We start from the raw sequence: 22547 nt of genomic DNA, 5'->3' as shown, positions 1-22547 counted from the left end.
CGCGCGGCGGCGCCCTTGATCACGCCAGCATCAAGCAACCGGCCGCAACACGTTCAAGACTTCGTAGCACGCGCCCATGGTGTGGTAATCGGTCTTGCCGGCGGGGCTCTTTTCGTCGCTGTACTTGCGGTTGTCCGCATCCAGAATGCGGTACCACGCGCCATAACGGTGGTCGATCATGTGTGTCCAGGAGTAGTCCCACAGCTTGTCGTACCACTGCCAATAGCGCGCATCGCCGCTGCGTTGAGCGAGCAAGGCAGCGGCGGCCAGCGATTCGGCCTGCACCCAGAAATACTTGTCGTCGTCGCAGACCTGGCCATCCGGCGCGAAGCCGTAGTACAGACCGCCGCGCTGTGCATCCCACGAGCGCTCCACCGCCACATCGAACAGGTGTCGGGCGGTAGGCAACAACCAGTCGGCCGGCGCATAGCGATCCAGCAGCATCAGCAGCTTGGCCCATTCGGTCTGATGGCCTGGCTGGAAGCCCCATGGCCGGAACAGATGCTTGGGATTGTCGCGGTTGTAGTCCCAGTCGATGTTCCACTGCGGGTCGTAATGCTCCCACACCAGGCCATCGGCCTTGGCCGCCTGACGCCGGGTCATGTGATCGGCCAGCTGCAGCGCGCGGTCGAGATAGCGCTGCTCGCCACTGGCCTCGTACGCGGCGATCATCGCCTCGCACATGTGCATGTTGGCGTTCTGGCCGCGATACGTGGTGAAGTTGAACTGCGCGTCGGCCTCGTCGCGATACAGGCCGAATTCCGGCTCCCAGAAGTATCGCTCCAGCAGCTGCCAGGTTTCGTCCATCCATGCGCGCGCCTCGGCGATGCCGGCCTTCAGTCCGCACGAATAAGCGAGCAGCACGAACGCAACGCCGTAGCAGTGGTTCATGTCGTCTTCGACCACGCCATCGCGCAAGGTCCAGGCATAGCCACCGGTGGCGGCGTTACGATGCACGTTGCGCAGGTAATCCAGGCCGTGGCGCACCGCATCCAGGTACTCGGCATTGCCGAATTCGCGGTAGGCCATCGCGTAGTTGAAGACGAAGCGCGTGCTGCTCACCAGATGCCGGTGGCCGGCGTCGTACACGGAGCCGTCGTCGCGGAAGTAGTGGAAGAAGCCGCCGGCAGGGTCGATCGCGCGCGGGTGGTAGAACGCCATGGTGTCTGCGATGTGCTGACGCAGGACATCGGCCGAACGGAAATCGGGTGTGGGGGATGCGGGCAACGGGCTCATGCTTGTTCCTGGATCAGGGTATGGACGTCATCGATACCGGGCATGGCGGCGAACGCGCCCTTGCGCGTGACCGCCAATGCGCCAACGGCAGCAGCGAAACGAATCACCTCGGCCATCGCCGCAGGATCGACGCACAGCCGCTCGAGCGGGAGCGCGCGCGCAGCCAGTTGGTACAGCAGGCCGCCCACGAAGGCGTCGCCTGCCGCAGTGCTGTCGCGCACCTGCACGTCGAAGGTCGGCACCTGGCCCGCGTCGGTACGCGTCTGCCAGTGCACCGGGCCACCGCCATCGGTGACCAGCAGCCAGCTCGCCCTTCCCTGCCAAAGCTTCTGCGTCACCGCGGATGCATCGGCGTTCAAGCTGCCGGCCAGATAGTCGAGTTCTTCGCGCGAAAGCTTGACCACATCGGCCAGGGCCAGCGCCTCCCATAGCACCGGCGCCGGGTCCACGTGCTGCGGCCACAGCATCGGACGCAGGTTGAGGTCCAGGCTGACGATGGCGCCGGCATCGCGTGCGCGGCGCATGCCATCGAGCGTGCATTGCGCGATCTCCGGCTCGGTCATGCTGTTGGAGCACACATGCAGCACCGCTGCCTGCGCGAAGCCGTCGGCCGCGAAGTGTTCGGCGCGGAACAGCAGGTCGGCTGCCGGTGGCCGGTAGAAACTGAAGCTGCGCTCGCCCGCGGCGTCGAGCGCCACGAAGGCCAGCGCGGTCTTGGCCTGGTCGGTACGCACGATGCCATCGGTGGCCACGCCGGCCTGCTGCAGGCTCTGCAACAGGAAATCGCCGAACATGTCGCGCCCGAGCATGCCAACGAAATGCGCTGCGCCACCGAGTCTGGCCACTGCCACCGCCACGTTGGCCGGCGCGCCGCCGGCATACTGCGCGAAGGTGCGCGCATCGTCGCTGGCGGCCTGCGGCAAGGCCAGCATGTCGATCAGGGCTTCGCCGAAGCAGATCACCTGGTTCCTGACGGCACTCATGCGCGCGCCTCCGCCAGGTCACCACGCAGGCGCGAACCCCAGATGCCGTAGAACACGATGTACAGATAGCAGAGCAGTGGCAGCACGAACGACTCGTGCAGGCCAATGCTGTCGGCCAGCAGGCCCTGCAGATAGGGCACGATGGCGCCGCCGACGATCGCCATGATCAGCAGACTGGAACCGCGGCCGGTCAACGGACCCAGGCGCTCGATACCCAGCGTGAAAATGGTCGGAAACATGATGGAGTTGAACAGGCCGATCGCCACCAGCGCGTACACCGCCAGCATGCCGCCGCTGGCCATGGTCGCGCCCAGCAACAGCGCATTGATCGCGGCAAACACCGACAGCAGGATGCGCGGCGACAGCTTGGCCAGCAGCGCCGAGCCGATGAAGCGGCCGATCATCGCCAGCGTCCAGTACGCCGATACGTACTTGGTCGCCTCGCGCTCGGTGAAACCGCCGATCTGCGGCAACGAGAAGTAATTGACCATCAGGCTGCCGATCGCCACTTCCGCGCCGACATAGAAGAAGATCGCCAGCACACCGAAGCGCACATGCGGATGGCGCAGCGCATCGCGCAGCGTATGCGCGCTTTCGTCCTTGGGCGCACTGGCATCGGTCAGTGCCGGAAGGCGGAACAGGAATACGAAGATCGCCAGCAGGAACAGCACGACGCCCAGCCCGATGTACGGGCCCTGCACTGCCTGCGCTTCCTGCACGCGATAGGCAAGCTGCTCGGGTTCCGGCAGCGCCTTGAGCGCGTCGCTGCTCATCACCGTGTTGGACAGGATCAACCAGCCACCCAGCAGCGGCGCGATCGCCGTGCCCAGCGAGTTGAGCGCCTGCGCCAGGGTCAGTCGGCTCGATGCACTGCGCTCGGGGCCGAGCAAGGCGACATAGGGGTTGGCCGCCACCTGCAGGATGGTGATGCCGGTCGCCAGGACGAACAACGCACCGAGAAACGCGCCGTAGACGCGCAATTCCGCTGCCGGCCAGAAACCCAGCGCACCGACCGCCGCTACCGCCAGCCCGGCCACGATGCCCAGCTTGTAGCCCAGCCGGTTCACCAGCCAACCGGCCGGCAGCGACATCAGGAAGTACGCGCCGAAGAAGGTGAACTGCACCAGCATCGCCTGCGCGAAGTTGAGTTCGAACACCGACTTCAGGTGCGGAATCAGGATGTCGTTGAGGCAGGTGAGAAAGCCCCACATGAAGAAGATCGTGGTGACCACCGACAACGCGACGCCGTTGTTGACGGGCGCCTTGCTGCCGCTTGGCACGGTGGATTGCGTGGAAAGGGAAACCATAGGAGTTGCCTGGTCAGCGGCCGGAGGCCTTGGTGGGAAAACGGGAGGGGGAGTGCGACGGCGGAAGCGGACCGGCCGATGGCGGGGCGCAGGCGCTGCTGGCGCGCACCTTCAACGCGACCGCGGCGGTGAGTCGTTGTGCGGCCAGCTCGGGGCTGCCGATGCGTTGCAGCACCAGTTGCGCGGCCTGCCGACCACGCGCGCGTGGATCGGCGGCCAGCGTGGTCAGTGCGGGGGTGAACAACGCGGCTTCGGCGATATCGTCGAAGCCGGTCACCGCGAAGTCGCGCCCGGGCACGATGCCACGCATCGCCAGGGCCGCCATCAGGCCCAGCGCAACGCTGTCGTTGTAGCAGACCGCTGCGGTGACGCCGTGCGCGCCGCCGTCGAGCATGGCTGCGCCACACAGCGCCGCATCCTGGCGATTGGGCGCCGACTCGACGTAGTGCACGGGCAGCCCGGCCTCGGACATCGCGCGCGCATAGCCGACACGGCGCTGCCGGCAGGAGCTGGAATCGGCGTGACCGCCGAAGAACACGATCTGCCGGTGCCCCTGGGCGATCAGATGCGTACAGGCCAGCAAGGCGCCCTGCTCGTTATCCAGCGCCAGCAGATCCCAGTCCGCCCCTTCCACTTCGCGGTTGAACAGCACCACGTTGCGCTGGCGGCCGAACACCTGCGCCAGCGCCTGCGCCTGGCTGCCCTCTGCCGGCGAAAGGATGATGCCGGCCGGCGTGTGCTCCATCAGCGAGGTCAGCACCGCCTGCTGGCGTTGCGTCGACTCGCCGGTGCTGCCGAGCAAGGTCACGTACCCGGCCGCGCCCAGCGCCTCGTCGACGCCCGCCGCGAACTCGGCAAAGAACGGGTTGGACAGATCGTTGATCACCAGCGCGATGCTGGACGAGGTCCGCTGGCGCAGATTGGCTGCCGCACGGTTGTAGACGTAATGCTGCCGATCGAGCTCGGCCTCCACGCGTGCGCGGGTCGTGGCATGCACCAGCGGGCTGCCACGCAGCACCAGCGACACGGTGGCGCGCGAGACGCCGAGCGCCGCGGCGATATCGCGCAACGTCACCGCGCCGCGCCGCGCCGGGCGCGCATCGACCGGCTCAGGGATGGCGGGCGCCGGCCTGGAACGCGTCAAGCGACCGGCCCTGCTGAATGAACGTCGCGCATGCAATGGACTTGAATTGGATCGATCCAATTAAGCCCGTTCCCCGCAGGCTTTGCATGCGGCAGCGCAACATAGGGCCGCGATCCGGGGCTGACGTGGCCCCTGCCTTTCGGGCTGTCGTCCCACTTCCAATCCCCCAAGCCTCGCACCGCCTGTCCCCGGACCATGAGGACGCAGCATTGCCGCTCCTGCGGTGCCACCTCATCTAGAAGTCTCGCACACGGTCGTCGGTCGGCTGCGGCAGCGCCCCGTGGACGTAAGCTGCGCCCTCTCGCCGGCAGCCTATCGTTTTCCCGGTGCGCCGCCATGCTCGGTCATGCAACCGGTCGGGAAGCCTGTTCCAGCCTGCGCACCACCAGGGCATGCCCGCTTACCGGAAGGCGATCGACAAACCGATCCCGCCTTGCCAGTCCGGGCTCTCCGACGTCACTCCGCGCAGTACCGAGATATCCAGCTGCATGGCATGCGGCAGCTGCCAGGCGCCGCCGGCGCCCACCACCCGCGAATGCTCGCTGCCGGTGTCCACGCCCGCTTCGACATAGCTGCTGAAATGTTCGCCCGAGAAAAACGTGTAGTTCGGCGCGAAGGTCCAGGTGTGGCCGCCGTCGTTGCGCGCGTAATTGACGTACAGCGCCAGCGAGCGCGCCTGCGCCAGATCCCAGGACGCCGTCACGCCAAGCTCGTGCGTATAGCCGTCGCTGAAAGCGCGCCTGCCGGTGGGCATGCCATAGGTGCCCAGCGCAGCCCATTGAAAACTGTCCCAGCGCGATGGCAGCGCGACCTTCAGCCCGATATGGCTGTCGCCGCTTCCGCGCACGCGCGTGCCGGCCGTGCGTTGCCAGTTGTAGCTATCGCTACCCAGTTGCAATTCCACATGCTGCGACAGGCCCAGACGCAGGACGGTATCGGCGGTGTACTGGGTCGTGCGCTGCCCGTCCGCACGATCGGTACTCGCATCCGGCAAGCCCTGCTCCCAGGCGAACGCACCGGGTTGCAGCACCTGCGCCGCGAACGGAAGTCCCGGCCGATCAAACGCGGGTGGCTCGTCGGCCTGTGCCGCCACCCGCCCGCTGACAAGACCCAGCGCCAACAATGCCCCCGCCCGGATCCGGCCTGGCCGCGCGGGCTTGCGCCACAGGCGGCACGCCGCCGTTACGGCGTACGGGAAATCGACTGACATGGACATGGGCGACACCATCGGCAGGAAGTGGGCGGCAACACGGCAGACCATAGTCCCGGCCGCGTCCACCGACAACGGGGGCGCAACCCGGGCGGGCCGTGATGGGGCCGGAATGCCCCTGCCGCCCAGGCTCCAACTCGGGCGCGCCCTGCTGGTCCTCCGTCGCCTGGACCGGGCCTCGTCCGGCAGACCAGGGCGAATGGGCGACCTGCACGACACGCGCGGCATCCTCCTGCAGCGCGCCCGTCGGGCGCTACCGCGAACAGACGCATGTCGACGCCCGCCGCCGTCGCTGCCGTTCAACGCATGGACACCCTCAGGTGTCCGTGGACGACACCGCCCAATGCCGCCGGTTACCAGACCAGATCGTCGGGAACCTGATACTTGGGATCTGCGTACGGGTCATCGCCCGCGGGCGCGTTCGGATCCACCTTCAACGCCACCGACGGAGCGAACACCGCCTCGGCCGCGGCCAGTACTTCGGCGGTGACCAGCAGGTAACGCCCGTTGAGCTGCAGCACACCCAGCTCGCCGGCATTGAGCGCCTTGAGCTGATCGGCGGTCACGTAGATGCGCTTGATCTTGCCGCCGTACGGGAAATGCCGGGCGATATCGGCATCGGCATGATTGAGCCCCTTGTCCTTGAGCAGCTCTTCCAGCTTGGCCTTGGCCTCGCGGCGCAGGCGTGCCTCTTCCTGCTTCACGCGCTCGGCTTCGATACGCTCGTCCTTCTCGCGCTGCGCACGGATCGCATAGGCCTTGGCCAGGTCGATGTCTTCGCGGCTGCGCGCCGGCTTCGGGCCACGTCGGTCGGCAGCGGCCTGCTGCGGGCGCGCCGGTCCTCCCGGCCGCCCGTCGCGCCTGTGCGCAGGCCTGCCATCCGGCGTCGTGGCCGACTGCGGCCGCTGCGGCCCCCTGCCCTGGCCACCCGGCGTGTTGCCGGGCGCGGGCTTGCCGCCCTGCCCGTGTGCACGCGCGTTCGGCCGTGCGTCGGATTTGCGTTCGGGCTTGGGCGAGGACTTGAAGCCCAAGCCAAGCAACTGGTCACGTAAGGTATCGCTCATGGCGGCGGCAATCTGCAATCAGTAGTGCGGAGGCGGCGGTTCATCGGCCGCGTCGGCAAACAACGTGGAGCGCACCTTGCCCAGATCCTCGAGCAGGTGGCGGATCAGTTCGGCATTGCGGGCGCCCGTCAGTCGGGCGTCCGCGAGCGCTTCGCTGAGCTCGTTGAGCGCCTGCTCCTGAAAGGAAAGGCGCGTTTCCAGTTCGATCAACCGCTCTTCCAGTGCGCGGTCGTGCAGCGGGAGTTGCTCATGCATACAACGAAGAACCTCGTCCGATGGGGTAAGCGATCGGTTCCGGCATGGCGGACCCGCTGACCACGATCGCTGGACCGTCGTCATGACGACCTGCGGTTTGCGCCATCGCCATCAGATGCCATAGCCCGGCGCCGCCGACCAGGGCCGGCGGCGTGCGCATGGCGGTGAAGTGATCCCGCCGTGCGCGACCGCCGCCGCTGCGGCGTCGGTGAATCGCTACCGGCAGCAGACACGGCAGGCTTTCAGCAGCGACGCCTGGCCGGGGACGCGACCGAGAGACCACCCGGTGGTCGAGGCCATCGACCTCGACCGGTTCGATGCCCACGCAGACGATCCGATGCTTCACGTCCGCCAGGCAAGTACCGGTGACATGACCCACGTAACCGGCGCCTGGAATCGCAACGCACATGGACGCAATGACTCCCGCGAACTATCAGGGAAGGATGCCCATCAATTCGACATCGAAGGTCAGGGTGGCATCCGGTCCGATCGGCCCACCCTGCGTCCCGTTCGGACCATAGGCGAGGTTGGACGGAATCCAGAAGCGGTACTTCGAGCCCACCGGCATCAGCGCCACACCCTCGGTCCAGCCGGGAATGACCTGATCCAGGCCGAACTCGGCCGGCTGGCCGCGCTGGTAGGAGCTGTCGAACACCTGCCCGTTGAGCAGCTTGCCTTCGTAGTTCACGCGGACCTTGTTGGTGCGCATCGGGCGTTCGCCGCTGCCCTGGCGCAGCACCATGTACTGCAGGCCGGACGCGGTGGTGATCACGCCCTTCTCGGTCTTGTTCTTGGCCAGGAAGGCATTGCCTTCTTCGCGGTTCTTGGCACCGGCAGCACCCTGCTTGGCAGCGGCGAAGGCCTGCATGGTGGCAGCGGCTTCCTGCTGGGTCAGACGCGTGCTGCCCTTGGCGAAGACGGTGCGCACCGCCTCCATCAGGATCGACAGGTCGATCTCGTCCTTGATGCCGGCCAGCGACGGGCCGACCGCACGATCGCCAAGCATCAGGCCGACATTTTCCTTGGACGGCGCGGCCGGCGCCGACCCCGGCGCCATGCCCGGTACCTGCTGGCCGTTACGCGCCGCCAGCGCGGTGCGCAGGGCGGTATCGGTGGCCTGGGTCTGCTCGTCGGACAACAACGGCTTGCCGCCCTTGAACGCATTCTCGATGGCGCGCTGCATCGCGCTCAGATCGATGTCCTGGGCGATCGGCTCGAACGAGCGCGCCACGTCCATGCCGATGGCGTAACTGACGTTCTCGCGCGTGCTCTTCTCAGACGATGCATTCAAAACTGGCTTCTCCTTGGTGGCCGCTGCGGCCGGTTGCTGCGACATCGCCGGCACCGAAGCCGTCATTGCCACCATCAATAGCGACGCCGCCGCGCCGCGCTTTCCCATCTTCATTCGATGCACTTCCCGAGAGTGAAAAGACACGCCGCCCACGGCGCTGAACGCGCATTGTCGCATGCGCGCGCGGCATTGCGAGCGCTCGCTCAGCGCGACGGCGCCTGCAGTGCGCGTTCGATCGCCGCCAGTACGCGCGGATCGTCCGGTTTGATCTTGCTGGAGAACTGCTCGGCCACGCGTCCATCGCGGCCGATCAGATACTTGTGGAAGTTCCAGTCCGGCGCCACCCCGGTCGCCTGCGTCAACCGCTGATACAGCGGCGTCGCGTCCTTGCCCAGCACATGCACCTTTTCGAACATGGGGAACTTCACCCCATAGGTCAGCGTGCAGAATTCCTGGATCTGCTGCTCGGATCCCGGTTCCTGGCCCTGGAAGTCATTGGACGGGAAACCGAGCACGGCAAAGCCTCGGCTGCCGAACCGCTGGTTCAGGGCCTCCAGGCCCGCGTATTGCGGGGTGTTGCCGCATTTGCTGGCGGTGTTGACCACCAGCACCACCTTGCCCCCATAGCTACGGTTCAGGTTGATTGGCTGCTTGCCGGCCAGCGGGCGGTAGTCCACATCCAGCAACGGCGCATTCGCAGCGACCGCCGATGCCGCAAAAAAACCAATCAAAACAAGCATCAACAGAGGTTTGGTCGACATGACAATCCCTTCAGGGTGAGCAGGCAACCCAGCCCGTGCCAGGGGTGCCATCGGTTGGGTATGACAGGCAGTTGACTCGCCGCGTGTCGGTGTTATAGTTGAATACAACACCAGTCATCCAACGCAGGGGGAAAGCATGAACAGCACGCGCTTCACGCGACCAGTACCGCTGTTGCTGTTCGGCAGCACCCTGTTCGCCATTGGTTGTCTGGGAGCCGCTTCCAGTCAGGTCACGGAGTCCGGCGCCGATTATGGCGTGTCGGAGGCGGTTACGGAAAACGCGACAACTCCCCCCGACGCACGCCCCCGGCTCAGCCGGCATCCGCGCGCCTCGCTGTCGATGCCCTATTTCTCCTTCGCGCAGGTTCTGCGCCCACGGAGCTGATCATGAACGACATCCAGTGGAGCGACGGCGCTCCCATCTATCGCCAACTCAAGGAGCGGGTCATTGCCATGATGCTCGATGGAGTCCTCAAGCCTGGCGATGCCCTGCCTTCGGTACGGCAGGTGGCCGCTGACTACCAACTCAATCCGATCACCGTCTCGCGCGCCTACCAGGAACTGGCAGACGAGAACCTGGTGGAAAAGCGCCGCGGCCTGGGCATGTTCATGACCCCGGAAGCCGCGCAGAAGCTGCGCGGAAGCGAACGCGAGCGTTTCTTGAATGAAGAATGGCCGGCCGTGCTGGAGCGCATCCAGCGGTTGGGCCTGTCCATCGACGATCTGTTGCCACAGGGGAAAACATCATGACTGCCGTCTACACCGACCACGTCGTCGAGGCACGCGGGCTGCGCAAGGCCTACAAGCATCGACAGGCGCTGGACAACACCAGCTTCACCATCGCCGCCGGCCGCATCGTCGGGCTGATCGGGCCCAACGGTGCGGGCAAGACCACCGCCCTGAAGGCGGTGCTGGGGTTGACCGATTTCGACGGCGAGCTGCGCGTGCTGGGCATGGATCCGCGCACCCAGCGCAATGCGCTGATGAACGAGGTGTGTTTCATCGCCGATGTGGCGGTGCTGCCGCGTTGGCTGCGGGTGGGCGAGGCGATCGATTTCGTCGCCGGCGTGCATCCGCGCTTCGATCGCGCCAAGTGCGAGCGCTTTCTGGCCAATACCCAGCTCAACCGCAAGTCGCGGGTGCGCGAACTGTCCAAGGGCATGATCGTGCAGCTGCATCTGGCGCTGGTGATGGCCATCGATGCGCGCATCCTGGTGCTGGACGAACCCACCCTCGGCCTGGACATCCTCTACCGCAAGCAGTTCTACCAGCGCCTGCTGGAGGATTACTTCGACGAACAGAAAACCATCATCGTCACCACTCACCAGGTCGAGGAGATCGAACACATCCTCACCGACGTGATGTTCATCCGCGACGGCCGCGTCGTCCTGACCGCCGACATGGAGGATGTGGCGCAGCGCTATACCGAAGTCCTGGTCGGCCCAGAGCAGCTGGATGCCGCCCGCGCGCTCGCGCCCATCGACGAACGCGCCCTGCCCTTCGGCAAGACCGTGATGCTGTTCGATGGCGCCCCCAAGGATCAGCTCGCCCGCTTTGGAGAAACCCGCAATCCCGGCCTGGCCGATCTGTTCGTTGCCGTCATGAAGGGGACCTACGCATGAATGCCATGACCCACCAAGCATCTCCCGCCCGTACCTTCGGCTGGCTGCTCAGACGCGAGTACTGGGAAAACCGCGGCGGCTTCGTCTGGGCGCAGGTGATCACCGGCGGCATTGCCGTGTTCTTCGCGCTGCTGGGCGCGGTGATCGGGGCGATCACCGCACGCCGCAATCTGGTCAACGACAGCGTGAACCCGGGCGACATGGCCGAGTACGCTCGCACCCTGGGTCAGGTCGGCGACGGCCTGCTGCTGGGCGGCATCGGCATCGCCTCGGTGGTGCTCGCCTTCGTGGTGTTCTTCTATTCGCTGGGGAGCCTGTACGACGATCGCCGCGATCGCAGCGTGCTGTTCTGGAAATCGTTGCCGGTTTCGGATGCGCAGACCGTGCTGTCCAAGGCGGCCTGGGCGCTGCTGCTGGCGCCGCTGATCGCCATCGCGATCGGCCTGGTGGTGGGCCTGGCGTTGTGGCTGATCGCCATTGGCGGCGCGCTGATCGCCGGTGCGCCCAGCCCCTGGGCGATGGCCACGCACTCGCACCCGTTCGCGCTGTTGTGGCTGCTGCTCAAGACAGTGCCGATGAGCCTGTTGTGGTCACTGCCCACTGTGGGCTGGCTGATGTTCTGCTCGGCCTGGGCCAACAGCAAGCCATTCCTGTGGGCAGTCCTGTTTCCGCTGCTGGCCTGCGTGATGCTGAGCATTCTCTCGGCGATGCCCGGCGTGTCGCTGCCGATCGGCTGGATCTGGTACATCGTCGCCTACCGCGGCCTGCTCAGCGCCCTGCCCGGCACCTGGTCGCCACGCGCGGTCAGCGGCAACCTGGACAGCAGCGCCATGCAGAACCCCAGCGATCTGGTGCAATGGGCGCTGCAGCACACCGACAGTTCACGTGTCTATGGCAACCCGGATATCTGGGTGGGTGCCGCCATCGGCGCCGCCCTGATCGCCGCCTCCATCTACCTGCGCCGCCGGCGTTCCGAAGCCTGAGGGAGTTCCATCATGCGTGTGCTACTGAGCCTGGCCATTGCCCTCGCACTGCCCGCCTCCGCCCTTGCCGAAGAACAATGCAAGTTTTCCGAGCCGCGTCAGCTCGACCTGCAACTGGCGGGAGTGAAATCGGTGCTGTTCGAGGTCCATTCCAACGATCTGCGGCTGCAGGCGCAGCCAGGCAACAACGGACGCCTGAGCGGACGCGCCTGTGCCGCCAAGGCCGATCTGCTGAAGGGCCTGAACGTCACCCAGAAGCGGGTCGGCGACAAGCTGGTGGTGACCCTGGCCGCGGATCGCCTGCCGCGCATGTCCATCGGCGAGTACTACGCGTATCTGGACTTGCGCGGAAGCGTGCCCGACGCGTTGTTGGTGCAGCTCGACGTCGGTTCCGGTGATGCGGAGATCGACGGCGCCGCGACGGTCAGCGCCGATGTCGGTTCGGGCGATGTGGCGGTCCGCCACAGCAAGGGCCGTGTCACCGCCAAGGTCGGCTCCGGCGATGTGGAGCTGCAAGAGGTGGGATCGCTGCGTGTGCTGAGCGTGGGCTCCGGCGACCTGAAGGCCAGACAGATACGCGGCGCGGCGGACATCGGCGCGGTCGGTTCGGGCGACGTCCAACTGCAGGGGGTGGCTGGCAACGTCACTGTGGGCACCGTCGGTTCGGGCGATGTGGAGATTGCAGACGTACAAGGAAGCGTCACGGTCGAGGCGATCAGTTCCGGCTCGCTGGACGTGCGCAAGGTCGGCGGCGACCTCAGCGTCGCGCGCAAGGGCAGCGGCGATATCGACGTGAGCGATGTCGCCGGTGCCACGCGCGTGCCGGCAGACAGGTAACTTTCCACATGAGGGGGGAATGCTGATGAAACTGTTCGTTTCTGTGGTGTTGGCGAGCGCATTGCTGGTGGGCTGCGGAAAATCCGAGCCCAAGGTCGTGGTCTCCGGCCAGAATGGCGGAAGCGGCGTGACGTTCAACGGCAAGAGCGTCACGCTCAAACGCGATGGCCTTGCTGCGGCGACGATCAGCGCCGATGGCGCGCTCAGTATCGACGGCAAGCCGGTGCAACTGAGCGAGGCGCAGCGACGTGCGATGCGCGAGTACTACGTGCAGATCCAGGGTGTCGCGGCCAAAGGCATCGACATCGGCACGCAGGGCGCAGCATTCGGCGCGCACGCCGCCGGCGAAGCGCTCAAGGGCGTCCTCAGCGGCAACGCAGAGCAGATCGGCGACAAGATCGAAGCCGAAGCGGAGACATTCAAGCAGAAGGCCTTGCTGATCTGCGACCAGCTGGAAAAGCTGCGCGGCGCGCAGGACACCGCAGCAAGCGCAGTGCCCGAGTTCGGGCCGTATGCCAACCTCACCCAGAAAGACGTGGCCGACTGCCGCGAGTGAATGCCATGGCAGGCTCCAGTTTCTGAGATCCGGCTGTGGATCGGCTTGCCGCTGGGGGCACGCAATTGCGCCGCCTATGTGCGTGGGCGCCCTGCTGGAGGGGGACATCGGCGCGCCGACGACAGCGTCGGCGCAATCACCGAGGCGCAATCACCGAGGTGTGGCGGCAGCTGCCGGTTGGCGCTGGCTGCGACAGCATGTCGCCTTCCGGCTCGCCCATGGCACCCGCGCCGGTGAATCGGGCGGGATTACACTAGTGCGCTCCCCTCGACCCACCGATCCCATGAACAAGTTCTTGATGCTTTGCATGGCACTGCTGCTGTGCACCCTCGCCGCCTGCGGCGACCAGTCGGCCCGGCGTGCCGAGCGCGGCAAGCCGCGGGTTGCCGTCACCACGCAGTCGGTGATGATCCGCCGCCCGCCGGCTGCCAACGCACAGATCACGCCCGACGGGACGCTCAAGATCGACGACATCGCGCTGCCGCAGAAGGAACCGACCCGGGCCAAGCTGCAGTTGCTGTTCGGGCATCTGCAGATGCTGCGCCAGCAGGCGGTCAACGATGCCGGCCCGGACCCGGAGTACAAATCCATCAAGCTGACGGCCACGCCGGAGATTCAGCGCCTCAGTCGCGAATTGCTGGATGAGATCCCCTCGCTGCATCCGTATCGCGAGAGCTTCGACAACGTGCAGGCCGAGCGGCACTGAGCCGCGCCGGCGAAGACCGATTGCCGGTTCCGGGGCGACGGGCATCCACCCATCGCCCACCGCGCCACCGGATTGCCACTTCGGCGGGCAGCCGGATGCTGCCATTGCAACAGGCTGGCGGCGGTCAGCCGCCGCTGCCCCCACCGCCGGCCTGGATCCCGCCGCGCGTCAGTGCTGCAGGATCCAGCAGCCGCCGCAGTTCGGCTTCGGGCAGGCCGCTGTCTTCCTTGGCAACGTCCAGCACCGGGCGCTGCTCCTTGTAGGCGCGCTTGGCGATCGCAGCCGCTTTTTCGTACCCGATGATGGGATTCAACGCGGTGACCAGGATCGGATTGCGATCCAGCGCCTCGCGCACGCGCTCCTGGCGCACCTTCAAGCCCGCGATGGCGCTATCGGCCAGCAGCCGCGCCACATTGCCCAGCAGCGTGATCGAATCCAGCAGGTTGTAGGCGATCAACGGCAGGGTCACGTTCAACTGGAAATTGCCGGTCTGTCCCGCCACGGTGATTGCGGTGTGGTGGCCGATGACCTGCGCGCAGGCCATCACCGTGGCCTCGGGGATCACCGGATTGACCTTGCCCGGCATGATCGAGCTACCCGGCTGCAGCGCCGGCAACTCGATCTCGCCCAGCCCGGCCAGCGGACCGGCATTCATCCAGCGCAGATCATTTGCGATCTTGATCAGGGCCACTGCCAGCGCGTTGAGCTGGCCGGACAACTCCACTGCATCGTCCTGCGCGGCCAGGCCCTCGAACTTGTTCTCCGCGCTTTCGAACCTGGCCCCGCTCAGGCTCGACAAGGCCTTGGCCACCTTGCCACCGAAACGTGGATCGGCGTTGATGCCGGTACCGATCGCGGTACCGCCCAACGGCAACCGGCGCAGGCGCTTGAGCGCATCGTCGATGCGTTCCTGCGCGGAACTCAACTGCGCAGACCAGGCGCCGAATTCCTGCCCGAAGGTCAGCGGCATCGCGTCCATCAGATGGGTACGCCCGGTCTTGACGATCTTGTCCAAGCCTTTGGCGCGCTTGTCGATGGTCTTGCGCAGATGCTTGAGCGCCGGCTGCAGATGCTCCTGCACCGCCAGCAAGGCAGAGACACGGATCGCGGTGGGCACCACGTCATTGGAACTCTGCCCCAGATTGACGTGATCGTTGGGGTGCACCGCCGTCTTGCCGGCACGCGTGGCCAGCGTGGCGATCACCTCGTTGGCATTCATGTTGGACGACGTCCCCGACCCGGTCTGATAGACGTCGATCGGGAACTGCGCATCGTATGTGCCCTCGGCCACCTGCAAGGCAGCATCCTGCACGGTCTTGCCGATCGCTTTCGGCAGCAGCCCCAGATCGGCGTTGACACCGGCGGCGGCGGCCTTGATCAAGCCCAGCGCACGAATGAAACCGCGCGGCATCGGCTGCCCGGAGACCGGAAAATTCTGTACGGCGCGTTGGGTCTGCGCGCCCCACAACGCATCGGCAGGCACCTGCAGCTCGCCCATGCTGTCGTGTTCGGTCCTGAAACGTTCGCTCATCTGCATTCTCCGCAATTGGTGATGTTGTGGTGACGCAATGGCTGGCAGCGGGCGTGCCCATGCTGGCGTGGCCGCCTACGATACCCGGTGCGTGCGTTGCGACCACGTCGTCGCATCAGCTGGGCTAGACTGGCCGTTCATTCTTTCCGAGGTACCACGCCGCCATGGGCGACGACCCTGACTGTAGAAACGCACCGAGCGTGTCGCTCTTCGCTGTAGACCTCATCGCCTTCTGCCCTGCTGCGCCGATGCGCGTGGCCACCGATCCGGGCGGAGGCGAACATGCTCGGTAACGTGCTGCTGCTGTTCGTCGCATTGCTGCTGGTGCTGTTGAACGGCTTCTTCGTCGCCGCCGAATTCGCACTGGTCAAACTGCGTCACACCCAGGCGGTGGGGCTGGCGCAGAACAACGGCTGGCGCGGGCGTCTTCTACTCGGTGTGCATGCACACCTGGATGCGTATCTGTCGGCCTGCCAGCTGGGTATCACCCTGGCCTCGCTCGGCTTGGGTTGGGTGGGCGAGCCGGCCTTCGCGCACCTGCTGCAGCCGCTGTTCGATGCGCTGGGCCTGTCGCCGGATGCGGCGCAGTTCACCGCATTGGCGATCGCCTTCAGCCTGATCTCCTTCCTGCACATCGTGCTGGGCGAACTGGCGCCCAAGAGCATGGCGATCCGGCGCCCGGAGCGGATGTCGCTGTGGACCGCAGCGCCGTTGTACCTGTTCTACTGGATCATGTATCCGGCGATCTGGCTGCTCAATACCAGCGCCAACCGTCTGCTGCGGCTGCTGGGCTGGGGCGATGTCGAACATCAATCGCACCGTTATTCGCGCGAAGAACTCAAGCTGATCGTCGGCCGCCAGGACCCCAACGCGGCCGCGCCCGATCACGGCCTGGCGCTAATGAGCCATGCACTGGAACTGCCGGACCTGGTGGCCGGCGACCTGATGCGCCCGCGCGAGCACATGCGCAGCCTGCGCGAAGGCATGGACCTGGAGGCGGTGCTCGCAGAATTCAGCGAGTCGCGCTACAGCCGCTATCCGTGGTTCGACACCGATGGCGAACAGGTGCTGGGCATCCTGCACACCAAGGATCTGTTGGTGGCGATGGCGCGCGGCCAGGATCTGGACGATTTGCGGCCGCTGCTGCGCCCGGCCACCCGGCTGACCCTGGAAACCCCGATCCCCCAGGCGTTGGAGCAGTTCCGCAGCGGCACCACCCATCTGGCGCTGTGCGTGGAAGACGAGGGCCGCATCCTGGGCTTCTTCACCCTGGAAGACCTGCTGGAAGTGGTGGTCGGCGAGATCGAGGACGAGCACCGCCATGTGGTGCGCGATGCCCCGGTCCGCAGCCAGGACGGCTCGCTGCTGGTGGCCGGCAGCACCTCGATCTTCCGCCTGGAGCGCCTGCTCGGCCAGGATCTGAGCGCCCCGGACCATGTCAATTCGGTGGGCGGGCTGATCGTGCATCGATTGCAGCGGCTGCCCGAAGAGGGCGAGACCCTGGAACTGGATGGACATGCGCTGACCGTCCGGCGCATGGCCGGCCACCGCATCCAGGCGGTCACGGTCCGACCGCTGGGCGAAGCCGGGGCCGGGGCGGCGTAGAATACCGGCCCCGCCAGCTTCCCAGTGCCCTGCCCATGTCGGATTCCGCCCTGCTCGCCCTGTCTCCGCTCGACGGCCGCTACGCCTCCAAGGTGGACGCGTTGCGCCCGATCTTTTCCGAATACGGCCTGATCCGGGCCAGGGTCAAGGTTGAGATCGAATGGCTGTTGGCGCTGGCCGCCGAACCCGGGATCGCCGAGCTGGCGCCGTTTTCGGACGCCGCCGCGCGGCGCCTGCGGGTGTTGGCCGAGGACTTCAGCGTGACGCATGCCGCGCGGGTCAAGGAGATCGAGCGCACCACCAACCACGACGTCAAGGCGGTGGAGTACTTCATCAAGGAACAGCTCAAGGACGACGCCGAACTGGGCCCGGCGCTGGAATTCGTGCATTTCGCCTGCACCAGCGAGGACATCAACAACCTCAGCTACGGCCTGATGCTGGAGCAGGCGCGCCGCAAGGTGCTGCTGCCCACGCTGGACGGCATCGTCGCCTCGCTGCGCGCCCTGGCGCACGCGCAGGCCGCCCAGCCGATGCTCTCGCGCACCCACGGCCAGACCGCCTCGCCCACCACGCTGGGCAAGGAAATCGCCAATGTGGTCGCGCGCCTGGAACGCCAGCGCCGGCAGATCGCCGCGGTGGAACTGACCGGCAAGATCAACGGCGCGGTCGGCAACTACAACGCGCACCTGGTGTCGTACCCGCAGCTGGACTGGGCCGGCTTCGCGCAGCGTTTCGTCGAAAGCCTGGGCCTGGTGTTCAACCCTTATACCACCCAGATCGAGCCGCACGACAACGTGGCCGAGATCGGCGATGCCACCCGCCGTGCCAATACCATCCTGATCGACCTGGCACGCGATATCTGGGGCTACATCTCGCTGGGCTACTTCAAGCAGAAATTGAAGGAAGGCGAAGTCGGCTCGTCCACGATGCCGCACAAGGTCAACCCGATCGACTTCGAAAACGCCGAGGGCAATCTCGGCATCGCCAACGCCCTGTTCGAGCATTTTTCGGCCAAGCTGCCGATCAGCCGCTGGCAGCGCGACCTCACCGACTCCACCGTGCTGCGTGCCCTCGGCACCGCGTTCGGCCATACCCAGGTGGCGCTGGATTCGCTGGCCAAGGGGCTGGGCAAGCTGACCGTCAACCCCGAGCGTCTGGATGCCGATCTGGATGCGGCATGGGAAGTGCTGGCCGAAGCGGTGCAGACCGTGATGCGCCGTCACGGCCTGCCCAATCCCTACGAACAACTGAAGGCGCTGACCCGCGGCCAGGGCATCACTGCGGCCTCGATGCAGGCGTTCGTGGAAAGCCTGCAGTTGCCGGAAGAAGACAAGCAGCGTCTGCGCGCGCTCACTCCGGGCGGCTACACCGGCCTGGCAGAGCAGCTGGCCCGCGCGATCTGAGCCTGGCCATTGCGTGCGGTCGCACCGCGCCCCGAGCGGGCGCGGTGGGCAGCCGCTGACTGCCTGCACCCCACATCGGTGCGGCCTGCGGATCTTCATCCGCAGGATCTGCGGCATCAGCGCGCGCCCCGCCTCGTCGACAACGCGCAACACAGCGGCTGCTATGGTGCCGGCCTCATCCACCCAGGAACCGACCCATGCGCGTACTCCGGATCAATGCGGTTCTGCTTGCCTCGCTCAGCGCAGCCGTCAGCGGCTGCGGTGCCGATCGCCCGGCCGCGCAGGCGGTATCGGCCATGTCCTCCACCCTCACCGACCCTGACAGCGGCGCGGACTGCAGCGGCAAGGATGTCCGGCTGACCCGCAACGACAGCGAGTGGATCCTGCACGGCGACTGCGGCGCAGTCACCATCACCGCCTCGCGTGGTGCGATGAACCTGGACAACGCGCGCAGCATTCGCGTGGAAGGCAGCAACTTCACCGTACTCAACCAGCAGCTCGGGCAACTGAGCGTGACCGGTCACGACAACACGCTCAATCTGACCAACGTCGACAGCGTGGACATCCAGGGCAACAAGAACCTGGTGCTGGCGCGCGAGGTGAAGCAGGTGCGGTTTTCGGGTAACGACAACACCGTCAACCCGTCCAGCAAGCCCACGCTGGACGACAGCGGCAGTGGCAACAAGCTGATGTAGGGCCCTGTCGGGGGCCCACCGCCGCACACGAGGCTGTGCCCTGACGACCGTCAACAGGGCCACCAACGGTCACGCTCGTCCGTGGCGATGTTCCGGCATCTGCAGGCATCGCTTCGCCGCGCATGGCTTCATGCACTCGTCGCGCCCTGGCCATGCCAGGTGCAGCCCGATCAGGGCTGAGGCGCCGCCACCAGCGTCACCTCGCGCGGCTTGGCAGTGCCTCGCACGATCATGAAACGCAGCGTTTCCCCGACCTTTCGATCGAGCGCGGACTTGAGCACGTCGGCCTTGCTGCCGGCCACCGGGATGCCCTGCGCCGAGACGATGGCATCGCCTACCTGCAGGCCGGCGGCGGCCGCAGGCGATGCAGGCTTGACCGCGTCGATGGTCACCGAGGTCAGCGTGGGATTGAACGAAAACCCTTCGCTCTGCACCGCGAAGCTCAAACCGAACCAGCCTTTCGCATCGCCCGCCTGCACCATGCCGCTCAAGCTCATGGCGGCAGTCAGCACGAGCGCACCCGGTTTCCATCGACGCATCACATCCATCCCTAGTCGAGATTGCAGCGCACAGCGGCTGCGGTCCTGCAGTGTGCAGCGCGTACCGCAGCGGACTCATGTGCCATCGGGCACCCTGCCGCCAAGTCGGCAGCGGGCCTGCCTCATGCGGCGCCCGACACCTCGCATGCATATCGCCGCGCCGGACCGCCGTCTTGCAGCGTGATGGCATGCGCGCCCATGCCGGACCTGCACAGGCGCCGCCGATCCGCAGCGCACATCCGCTTCACCACCTCCCTGAAACCTTGCCTGTCTGCGCTGCCGTGTGCAGGTGCAGATCCGGCGCAGGCATCGGACAATAGCGCCGGTGTGCGCCGGCCTGGTCCGCGCCGCCAGCATTCCGTCGATCCCCTGCAAGGAAATCCCATGGCTGCACGCAAGGCAAACCCTCCCGTCATCGAAGTCCAGGCGCGCCCTGGCCAGCCACTGGGCATGCCGGTGGAGCGCTTCCTGCGCACCTACTGGCACAAGCACCCGCTGCTGATCCGCAATGCGTTCGCGGACTTCGCTTCGCCGCTGCAGCCGGAAGATCTGGCCGGGCTGGCTTGCGAGGAGGGCGTGCTGGCACGGCTGATCAGCCACGACCGCGCCAGCGACGACTGGAGCGTGCGTACCGGCCCGTTCCAGGAAACCGACTTCCCCGGCCTGCCCGACCATGACTGGACCCTGCTGGTGCAGGACGTGGACAAGTGGGATGCCGACGTGCGCGCGTTGCTGGAACAGTTCCGCTTCCTGCCGCGCTGGCGCATCGACGACATCATGATCAGCTTCGCCGCCACCGGCGGTTCGGTCGGCGCGCATGTCGATCACTACGATGTGTTCCTGTTGCAGGGCCAGGGCCATCGCCGCTGGCAGATCGACGCACGCGCCTCGCAGGGCCGCAGGCCCACGCCGCAGGCATTCCGCGACGATGTCGACCTCAAGCTGCTGCGCGAGTTCAAGCCCACCCACGACTGGGTGCTGGGCCCGGGCGACATGCTGTACCTGCCGCCGCTGGTGCCGCACCATGGTGTGGCGCAGGACCCGTGCCTGACCTTCTCGATCGGCACCCGCGCGCCTTCGTCGGCCGAGCTGATCGGCGACTACCTGGACACCCTGATCGCCGATGCCGACGAGTCCGTGCGCTATCACGACGAAGACCTGAAGGTGCCGGCCGATCCCTACGAGATCGACGTCACCGCGATGAACCGCGTGGTCGAAGCGCTCAACGCCTTGCGCATGAACGACCCCGATCGCCTGGGCGACTGGTTCGGCCGCTTCATGACCACCTACCGCGCCTCCGGCGATGTGGTGCCGGCGCCGGAACCCATTCCGCGCGAGGCAGTGGAACAGGCACTGGACGAAGGCGTGCTGCTGTATCGCCACCCGTGGTCGCGGCTGGCCTGGCGGCGTGCCAAGCGCGGCGCCACCCTGTTCTGCAGCGGCCTGGAGTTCGCCCTGTCGGCCAAGGACGCCGCACGCCTGGCGGCCGCCGAAGAGATCGATGGCGCGCTCTACGGGCAGTTGTCGGCGCGTGGCCGCGAGGTCGTGCTCGAACTGCTGGCCCAGGGACATTACCAGCGCGCCCACAACGACACGCACGAGGATATCGACGACGAACCAGCACCTGCGCTGAGCGTGTCGGCCGCTCACGGCGATGCCGATGACGACGCCAGTGACGATGCCGACACCATGGACGCCGATGATGCGGTCGATGACGACGCCGATGTCGAAGCGGTCGCCGACGACGCCGACAGCCCGGAGGAGCGCGTCGCTGCCGCCGAGGCAGCGGACGACGAGGCGGACACGGACGACGAAGCAGACCCGTCTGACACCGGCGACGATGGAATCCCGTCTCGCGCATGAACCCGCAAGGCAGCCCGCAGATCGTCACGCTGGACCCGGCCACCGACGCCGCGGCCCTGCGTGCGCTGCGCCTGGCCTGTGCCACAGCCCCCGCGGCTGACCCGCTTGAGCCCGACTGGGACGCGCTGGACCCGCTCAGCCTGCATCTGGGAGCGCGGACCGAGCAGGGCCAATGGGTTGCCTCGGTCCGGCTGACCCCGGACCGGCGCATCGACCGGCTCGGCCTGCTGCCGCACTGGCGCCGCCGCGGCCTGGCCGACCAGCTGCTCACCGCGGCCGTGGCCAACGCCGCCCAGCGTGGCTGGCCCGAACTGCAGGCACGTGTCACCGCCAGTGCCCAGGCGGTGTTCGCGCGCCAGGGCTTTCTTCCCCGCGCTTCCGCCGGCGTTGCAACCGAACATGGCGACGATGGCGACGCGTCCGGCACGCTGCTGCATCGCCGGCTCGACGGGCCGATGGCCGTGGACAGCCTCACCGCAGCCCTGGCCGCCACCGCCGGCCTGCTCTGCGGCGCACGCCGGCAGGTACTCATCTACAGCCGCGCGCTGGATCCGCCCCTGTTCGACAATGCAGCGGTGCTGGATGCACTGCGCCGCTTCGCCACTGCCCGCCACGACAAGCGCGTGCAGGTGCTGGTACAGGATCCGGCAGCGGCCATGGCCAGCGGCAGCGCGATGTTGCGCCTGGCCCAGCGCCTGCCGAGCGTGTTCCGGTTCCGCGCGGTCAGCGATCCGGTCGATACGAGCTATGCATCGGCCTACGTGGTCGGCGACGACGCCTACTACTTTCGTCCAACAGGTCATCGCTACGATGACGGCGAAACCTGGCTGTCCGGGGCCGCGCGCAGCCGCCAGCTGGAGCGCGAATTCGCGCAGATATGGGAGCGCAGCGCGCTCTGGAACGAACCGCGCGCACTCGGCATCTGACGCGGCAAGTCCTTGCCGGCGCAGGCGCGC

24 protein-coding genes are annotated in these 22547 nt (G+C 66.7%); 12 read left to right on the top strand and 12 right to left on the bottom strand.

What is annotated here, in order from left to right; all coding sequences use genetic code 11:
* Nucleotides 1-30 precede the first annotated feature (30 nt).
* The 10 genes from LL962_RS17225 to LL962_RS17180 form a co-directional block, all read right to left on the bottom strand.
* Nucleotides 31-1236 (bottom strand): AGE family epimerase/isomerase, encoded by a 1206-nt coding sequence (locus tag LL962_RS17225; protein WP_228317777.1) that lies wholly within the window; start codon nt 1234-1236, stop codon nt 31-33.
* On the bottom strand, nt 1233-2219 hold the full coding sequence (locus LL962_RS17220; protein WP_228317776.1) for a carbohydrate kinase family protein: 987 nt from the start codon (nt 2217-2219) through the stop codon (nt 1233-1235). The genes LL962_RS17225 and LL962_RS17220 overlap by 4 nt, the downstream gene beginning before the upstream one ends.
* Nucleotides 2216-3526 carry an L-fucose:H+ symporter permease gene (fucP, locus tag LL962_RS17215; RefSeq protein ID WP_228317775.1) on the bottom strand — a complete coding sequence of 437 codons (1311 nt, stop codon included), beginning with the start codon at nt 3524-3526 and terminating at the stop codon, nt 2216-2218. Before fucP ends, LL962_RS17220 begins: the two co-directional genes overlap by 4 nt.
* Before the next feature lie 13 nt (nt 3527-3539).
* A complete protein-coding gene (locus tag LL962_RS17210) occupies nt 3540-4670 on the bottom strand; it encodes a LacI family DNA-binding transcriptional regulator (RefSeq protein ID WP_228317774.1) in 1131 nt (376 codons plus the stop codon).
* Between the two features lie 400 nt (nt 4671-5070).
* The gene (locus LL962_RS17205; protein ID WP_425509875.1) at nt 5071-5898 is read right to left on the bottom strand and encodes a transporter; all 828 of its coding nucleotides are present in this window, start codon (nt 5896-5898) and stop codon (nt 5071-5073) included.
* A gap of 335 nt (nt 5899-6233) precedes the next feature.
* Nucleotides 6234-6944 carry a DUF2058 domain-containing protein gene (locus LL962_RS17200; protein WP_329957061.1) on the bottom strand — a complete coding sequence of 237 codons (711 nt, stop codon included), beginning with the start codon at nt 6942-6944 and terminating at the stop codon, nt 6234-6236.
* 18 nt (nt 6945-6962) lie between these two features.
* On the bottom strand, nt 6963-7199 hold the full coding sequence (locus tag LL962_RS17195) for a SlyX family protein (RefSeq protein ID WP_104587934.1): 237 nt from the start codon (nt 7197-7199) through the stop codon (nt 6963-6965).
* Complete coding sequence (locus LL962_RS17190; RefSeq protein WP_228317772.1) at nt 7192-7608, bottom strand: hypothetical protein; 417 nt, start codon at nt 7606-7608, stop codon at nt 7192-7194. Before LL962_RS17190 ends, LL962_RS17195 begins: the two co-directional genes overlap by 8 nt.
* Nucleotides 7609-7632: 24 nt before the next feature.
* Nucleotides 7633-8604, bottom strand: coding sequence for an FKBP-type peptidyl-prolyl cis-trans isomerase (locus LL962_RS17185; RefSeq protein ID WP_228317771.1), 972 nt, complete (start codon nt 8602-8604; stop codon nt 7633-7635).
* 89 nt (nt 8605-8693) lie between these two features.
* Nucleotides 8694-9251: a glutathione peroxidase gene (locus tag LL962_RS17180; RefSeq protein ID WP_104587936.1), complete on the bottom strand. Its 558-nt coding sequence runs from the start codon at nt 9249-9251 to the stop codon at nt 8694-8696.
* 136 nt (nt 9252-9387) lie between these two features.
* On the opposite strand from LL962_RS17180, the gene LL962_RS17175 reads away from it, so the two are divergent.
* The 7 genes from LL962_RS17175 to LL962_RS17145 all read left to right on the top strand — a co-directional run bounded on the left by LL962_RS17175 (nt 9388) and on the right by LL962_RS17145 (nt 13955).
* Complete coding sequence (locus LL962_RS17175) at nt 9388-9636, top strand: hypothetical protein (protein ID WP_228317770.1); 249 nt, start codon at nt 9388-9390, stop codon at nt 9634-9636.
* A 2-nt stretch (nt 9637-9638) separates the two neighbouring features.
* Nucleotides 9639-10001, top strand: a complete 363-nt coding sequence (locus LL962_RS17170) for a GntR family transcriptional regulator (RefSeq protein WP_104587938.1) — start codon at nt 9639-9641, stop codon at nt 9999-10001.
* Nucleotides 9998-10873 carry an ABC transporter ATP-binding protein gene (locus LL962_RS17165; RefSeq protein ID WP_228317769.1) on the top strand — a complete coding sequence of 292 codons (876 nt, stop codon included), beginning with the start codon at nt 9998-10000 and terminating at the stop codon, nt 10871-10873. The genes LL962_RS17170 and LL962_RS17165 overlap by 4 nt, the downstream gene beginning before the upstream one ends.
* The gene (locus tag LL962_RS17160) at nt 10870-11856 is read left to right on the top strand and encodes an ABC transporter permease (RefSeq protein ID WP_104587940.1); all 987 of its coding nucleotides are present in this window, start codon (nt 10870-10872) and stop codon (nt 11854-11856) included. The genes LL962_RS17165 and LL962_RS17160 overlap by 4 nt, the downstream gene beginning before the upstream one ends.
* Before the next feature lie 12 nt (nt 11857-11868).
* Entirely contained in the window at nt 11869-12693 is an 825-nt protein-coding gene (locus LL962_RS17155; protein WP_228317768.1) for a GIN domain-containing protein, read from the top strand.
* A 19-nt stretch (nt 12694-12712) separates the two neighbouring features.
* Entirely contained in the window at nt 12713-13249 is a 537-nt protein-coding gene (locus LL962_RS17150; RefSeq protein WP_208621458.1) for a DUF2884 family protein, read from the top strand.
* A gap of 283 nt (nt 13250-13532) precedes the next feature.
* The gene (locus LL962_RS17145; RefSeq protein ID WP_228317785.1) at nt 13533-13955 is read left to right on the top strand and encodes a hypothetical protein; all 423 of its coding nucleotides are present in this window, start codon (nt 13533-13535) and stop codon (nt 13953-13955) included.
* A 124-nt stretch (nt 13956-14079) separates the two neighbouring features.
* Here LL962_RS17145 and LL962_RS17140 read toward each other — a convergent pair whose 3' ends face one another.
* A complete protein-coding gene (locus LL962_RS17140; RefSeq protein ID WP_228317767.1) occupies nt 14080-15486 on the bottom strand; it encodes a class II fumarate hydratase in 1407 nt (468 codons plus the stop codon).
* A gap of 282 nt (nt 15487-15768) precedes the next feature.
* On the opposite strand from LL962_RS17140, the gene LL962_RS17135 reads away from it, so the two are divergent.
* The 3 genes from LL962_RS17135 (at nt 15769) to LL962_RS17125 (ending at nt 19189) form a co-directional block, all read left to right on the top strand.
* Nucleotides 15769-17091, top strand: a complete 1323-nt coding sequence (locus LL962_RS17135) for a hemolysin family protein (protein WP_104587943.1) — start codon at nt 15769-15771, stop codon at nt 17089-17091.
* 35 nt (nt 17092-17126) lie between these two features.
* Nucleotides 17127-18494, top strand: a complete 1368-nt coding sequence (gene purB / locus LL962_RS17130; RefSeq protein WP_228317766.1) for an adenylosuccinate lyase — start codon at nt 17127-17129, stop codon at nt 18492-18494.
* A 197-nt stretch (nt 18495-18691) separates the two neighbouring features.
* The gene (locus tag LL962_RS17125) at nt 18692-19189 is read left to right on the top strand and encodes a DUF3060 domain-containing protein (protein ID WP_228317765.1); all 498 of its coding nucleotides are present in this window, start codon (nt 18692-18694) and stop codon (nt 19187-19189) included.
* A 170-nt stretch (nt 19190-19359) separates the two neighbouring features.
* Here the strand turns inward: LL962_RS17125 and LL962_RS17120 are convergent, their stop codons facing one another.
* Entirely contained in the window at nt 19360-19623 is a 264-nt protein-coding gene (locus LL962_RS17120) for a PDZ domain-containing protein (RefSeq protein ID WP_343237487.1), read from the bottom strand.
* A 489-nt stretch (nt 19624-20112) separates the two neighbouring features.
* Here LL962_RS17120 and LL962_RS17115 point away from each other — a divergent pair, with 489 nt between their 5' ends.
* Both LL962_RS17115 and LL962_RS17110 read left to right on the top strand, forming a co-directional pair.
* Entirely contained in the window at nt 20113-21591 is a 1479-nt protein-coding gene (locus tag LL962_RS17115) for a ribosomal protein uL16 3-hydroxylase (protein WP_228317764.1), read from the top strand.
* On the top strand, nt 21588-22517 hold the full coding sequence (locus LL962_RS17110) for a GNAT family N-acetyltransferase (RefSeq protein ID WP_228317763.1): 930 nt from the start codon (nt 21588-21590) through the stop codon (nt 22515-22517). Before LL962_RS17115 ends, LL962_RS17110 begins: the two co-directional genes overlap by 4 nt.
* Nucleotides 22518-22547 lie beyond the last annotated feature (30 nt).

Origin of the sequence: Xanthomonas sp. NCPPB 1067 (assembly GCF_020783795.1) — a bacterium.
Lineage (GTDB): Bacteria > Pseudomonadota > Gammaproteobacteria > Xanthomonadales > Xanthomonadaceae > Xanthomonas > Xanthomonas melonis.
Note: the sequence above shows the minus strand (reverse complement) of the source record. Positions and strands in the feature narration are given on the sequence as shown.

Coding starts and splice junctions, on each gene's coding strand:
- LL962_RS17180 (WP_104587936.1), bottom strand. CDS start 9,251: ATGTCGACCAAACCTCTGTTGATGCTTGTTTTGATTGGTTTTTTTGCG.
- LL962_RS17205 (WP_425509875.1), bottom strand. CDS start 5,898: ATGGTGTCGCCCATGTCCATGTCAGTCGATTTCCCGTACGCCGTAACG.
- LL962_RS17195 (WP_104587934.1), bottom strand. CDS start 7,199: ATGCATGAGCAACTCCCGCTGCACGACCGCGCACTGGAAGAGCGGTTG.
- LL962_RS17200 (WP_329957061.1), bottom strand. CDS start 6,944: ATGAGCGATACCTTACGTGACCAGTTGCTTGGCTTGGGCTTCAAGTCC.
- fucP (WP_228317775.1), bottom strand. CDS start 3,526: ATGGTTTCCCTTTCCACGCAATCCACCGTGCCAAGCGGCAGCAAGGCG.
- LL962_RS17125 (WP_228317765.1), top strand. CDS start 18,692: ATGCGCGTACTCCGGATCAATGCGGTTCTGCTTGCCTCGCTCAGCGCA.
- LL962_RS17115 (WP_228317764.1), top strand. CDS start 20,113: ATGGCTGCACGCAAGGCAAACCCTCCCGTCATCGAAGTCCAGGCGCGC.
- LL962_RS17155 (WP_228317768.1), top strand. CDS start 11,869: ATGCGTGTGCTACTGAGCCTGGCCATTGCCCTCGCACTGCCCGCCTCC.
- purB (WP_228317766.1), top strand. CDS start 17,127: ATGTCGGATTCCGCCCTGCTCGCCCTGTCTCCGCTCGACGGCCGCTAC.
- LL962_RS17185 (WP_228317771.1), bottom strand. CDS start 8,604: ATGAAGATGGGAAAGCGCGGCGCGGCGGCGTCGCTATTGATGGTGGCA.
- LL962_RS17135 (WP_104587943.1), top strand. CDS start 15,769: ATGCTCGGTAACGTGCTGCTGCTGTTCGTCGCATTGCTGCTGGTGCTG.
- LL962_RS17145 (WP_228317785.1), top strand. CDS start 13,533: ATGAACAAGTTCTTGATGCTTTGCATGGCACTGCTGCTGTGCACCCTC.
- LL962_RS17175 (WP_228317770.1), top strand. CDS start 9,388: ATGAACAGCACGCGCTTCACGCGACCAGTACCGCTGTTGCTGTTCGGC.
- LL962_RS17225 (WP_228317777.1), bottom strand. CDS start 1,236: ATGAGCCCGTTGCCCGCATCCCCCACACCCGATTTCCGTTCGGCCGAT.
- LL962_RS17190 (WP_228317772.1), bottom strand. CDS start 7,608: ATGTGCGTTGCGATTCCAGGCGCCGGTTACGTGGGTCATGTCACCGGT.
- LL962_RS17110 (WP_228317763.1), top strand. CDS start 21,588: ATGAACCCGCAAGGCAGCCCGCAGATCGTCACGCTGGACCCGGCCACC.
- LL962_RS17160 (WP_104587940.1), top strand. CDS start 10,870: ATGAATGCCATGACCCACCAAGCATCTCCCGCCCGTACCTTCGGCTGG.
- LL962_RS17165 (WP_228317769.1), top strand. CDS start 9,998: ATGACTGCCGTCTACACCGACCACGTCGTCGAGGCACGCGGGCTGCGC.
- LL962_RS17220 (WP_228317776.1), bottom strand. CDS start 2,219: ATGAGTGCCGTCAGGAACCAGGTGATCTGCTTCGGCGAAGCCCTGATC.
- LL962_RS17140 (WP_228317767.1), bottom strand. CDS start 15,486: ATGAGCGAACGTTTCAGGACCGAACACGACAGCATGGGCGAGCTGCAG.
- LL962_RS17170 (WP_104587938.1), top strand. CDS start 9,639: ATGAACGACATCCAGTGGAGCGACGGCGCTCCCATCTATCGCCAACTC.
- LL962_RS17150 (WP_208621458.1), top strand. CDS start 12,713: ATGCTGATGAAACTGTTCGTTTCTGTGGTGTTGGCGAGCGCATTGCTG.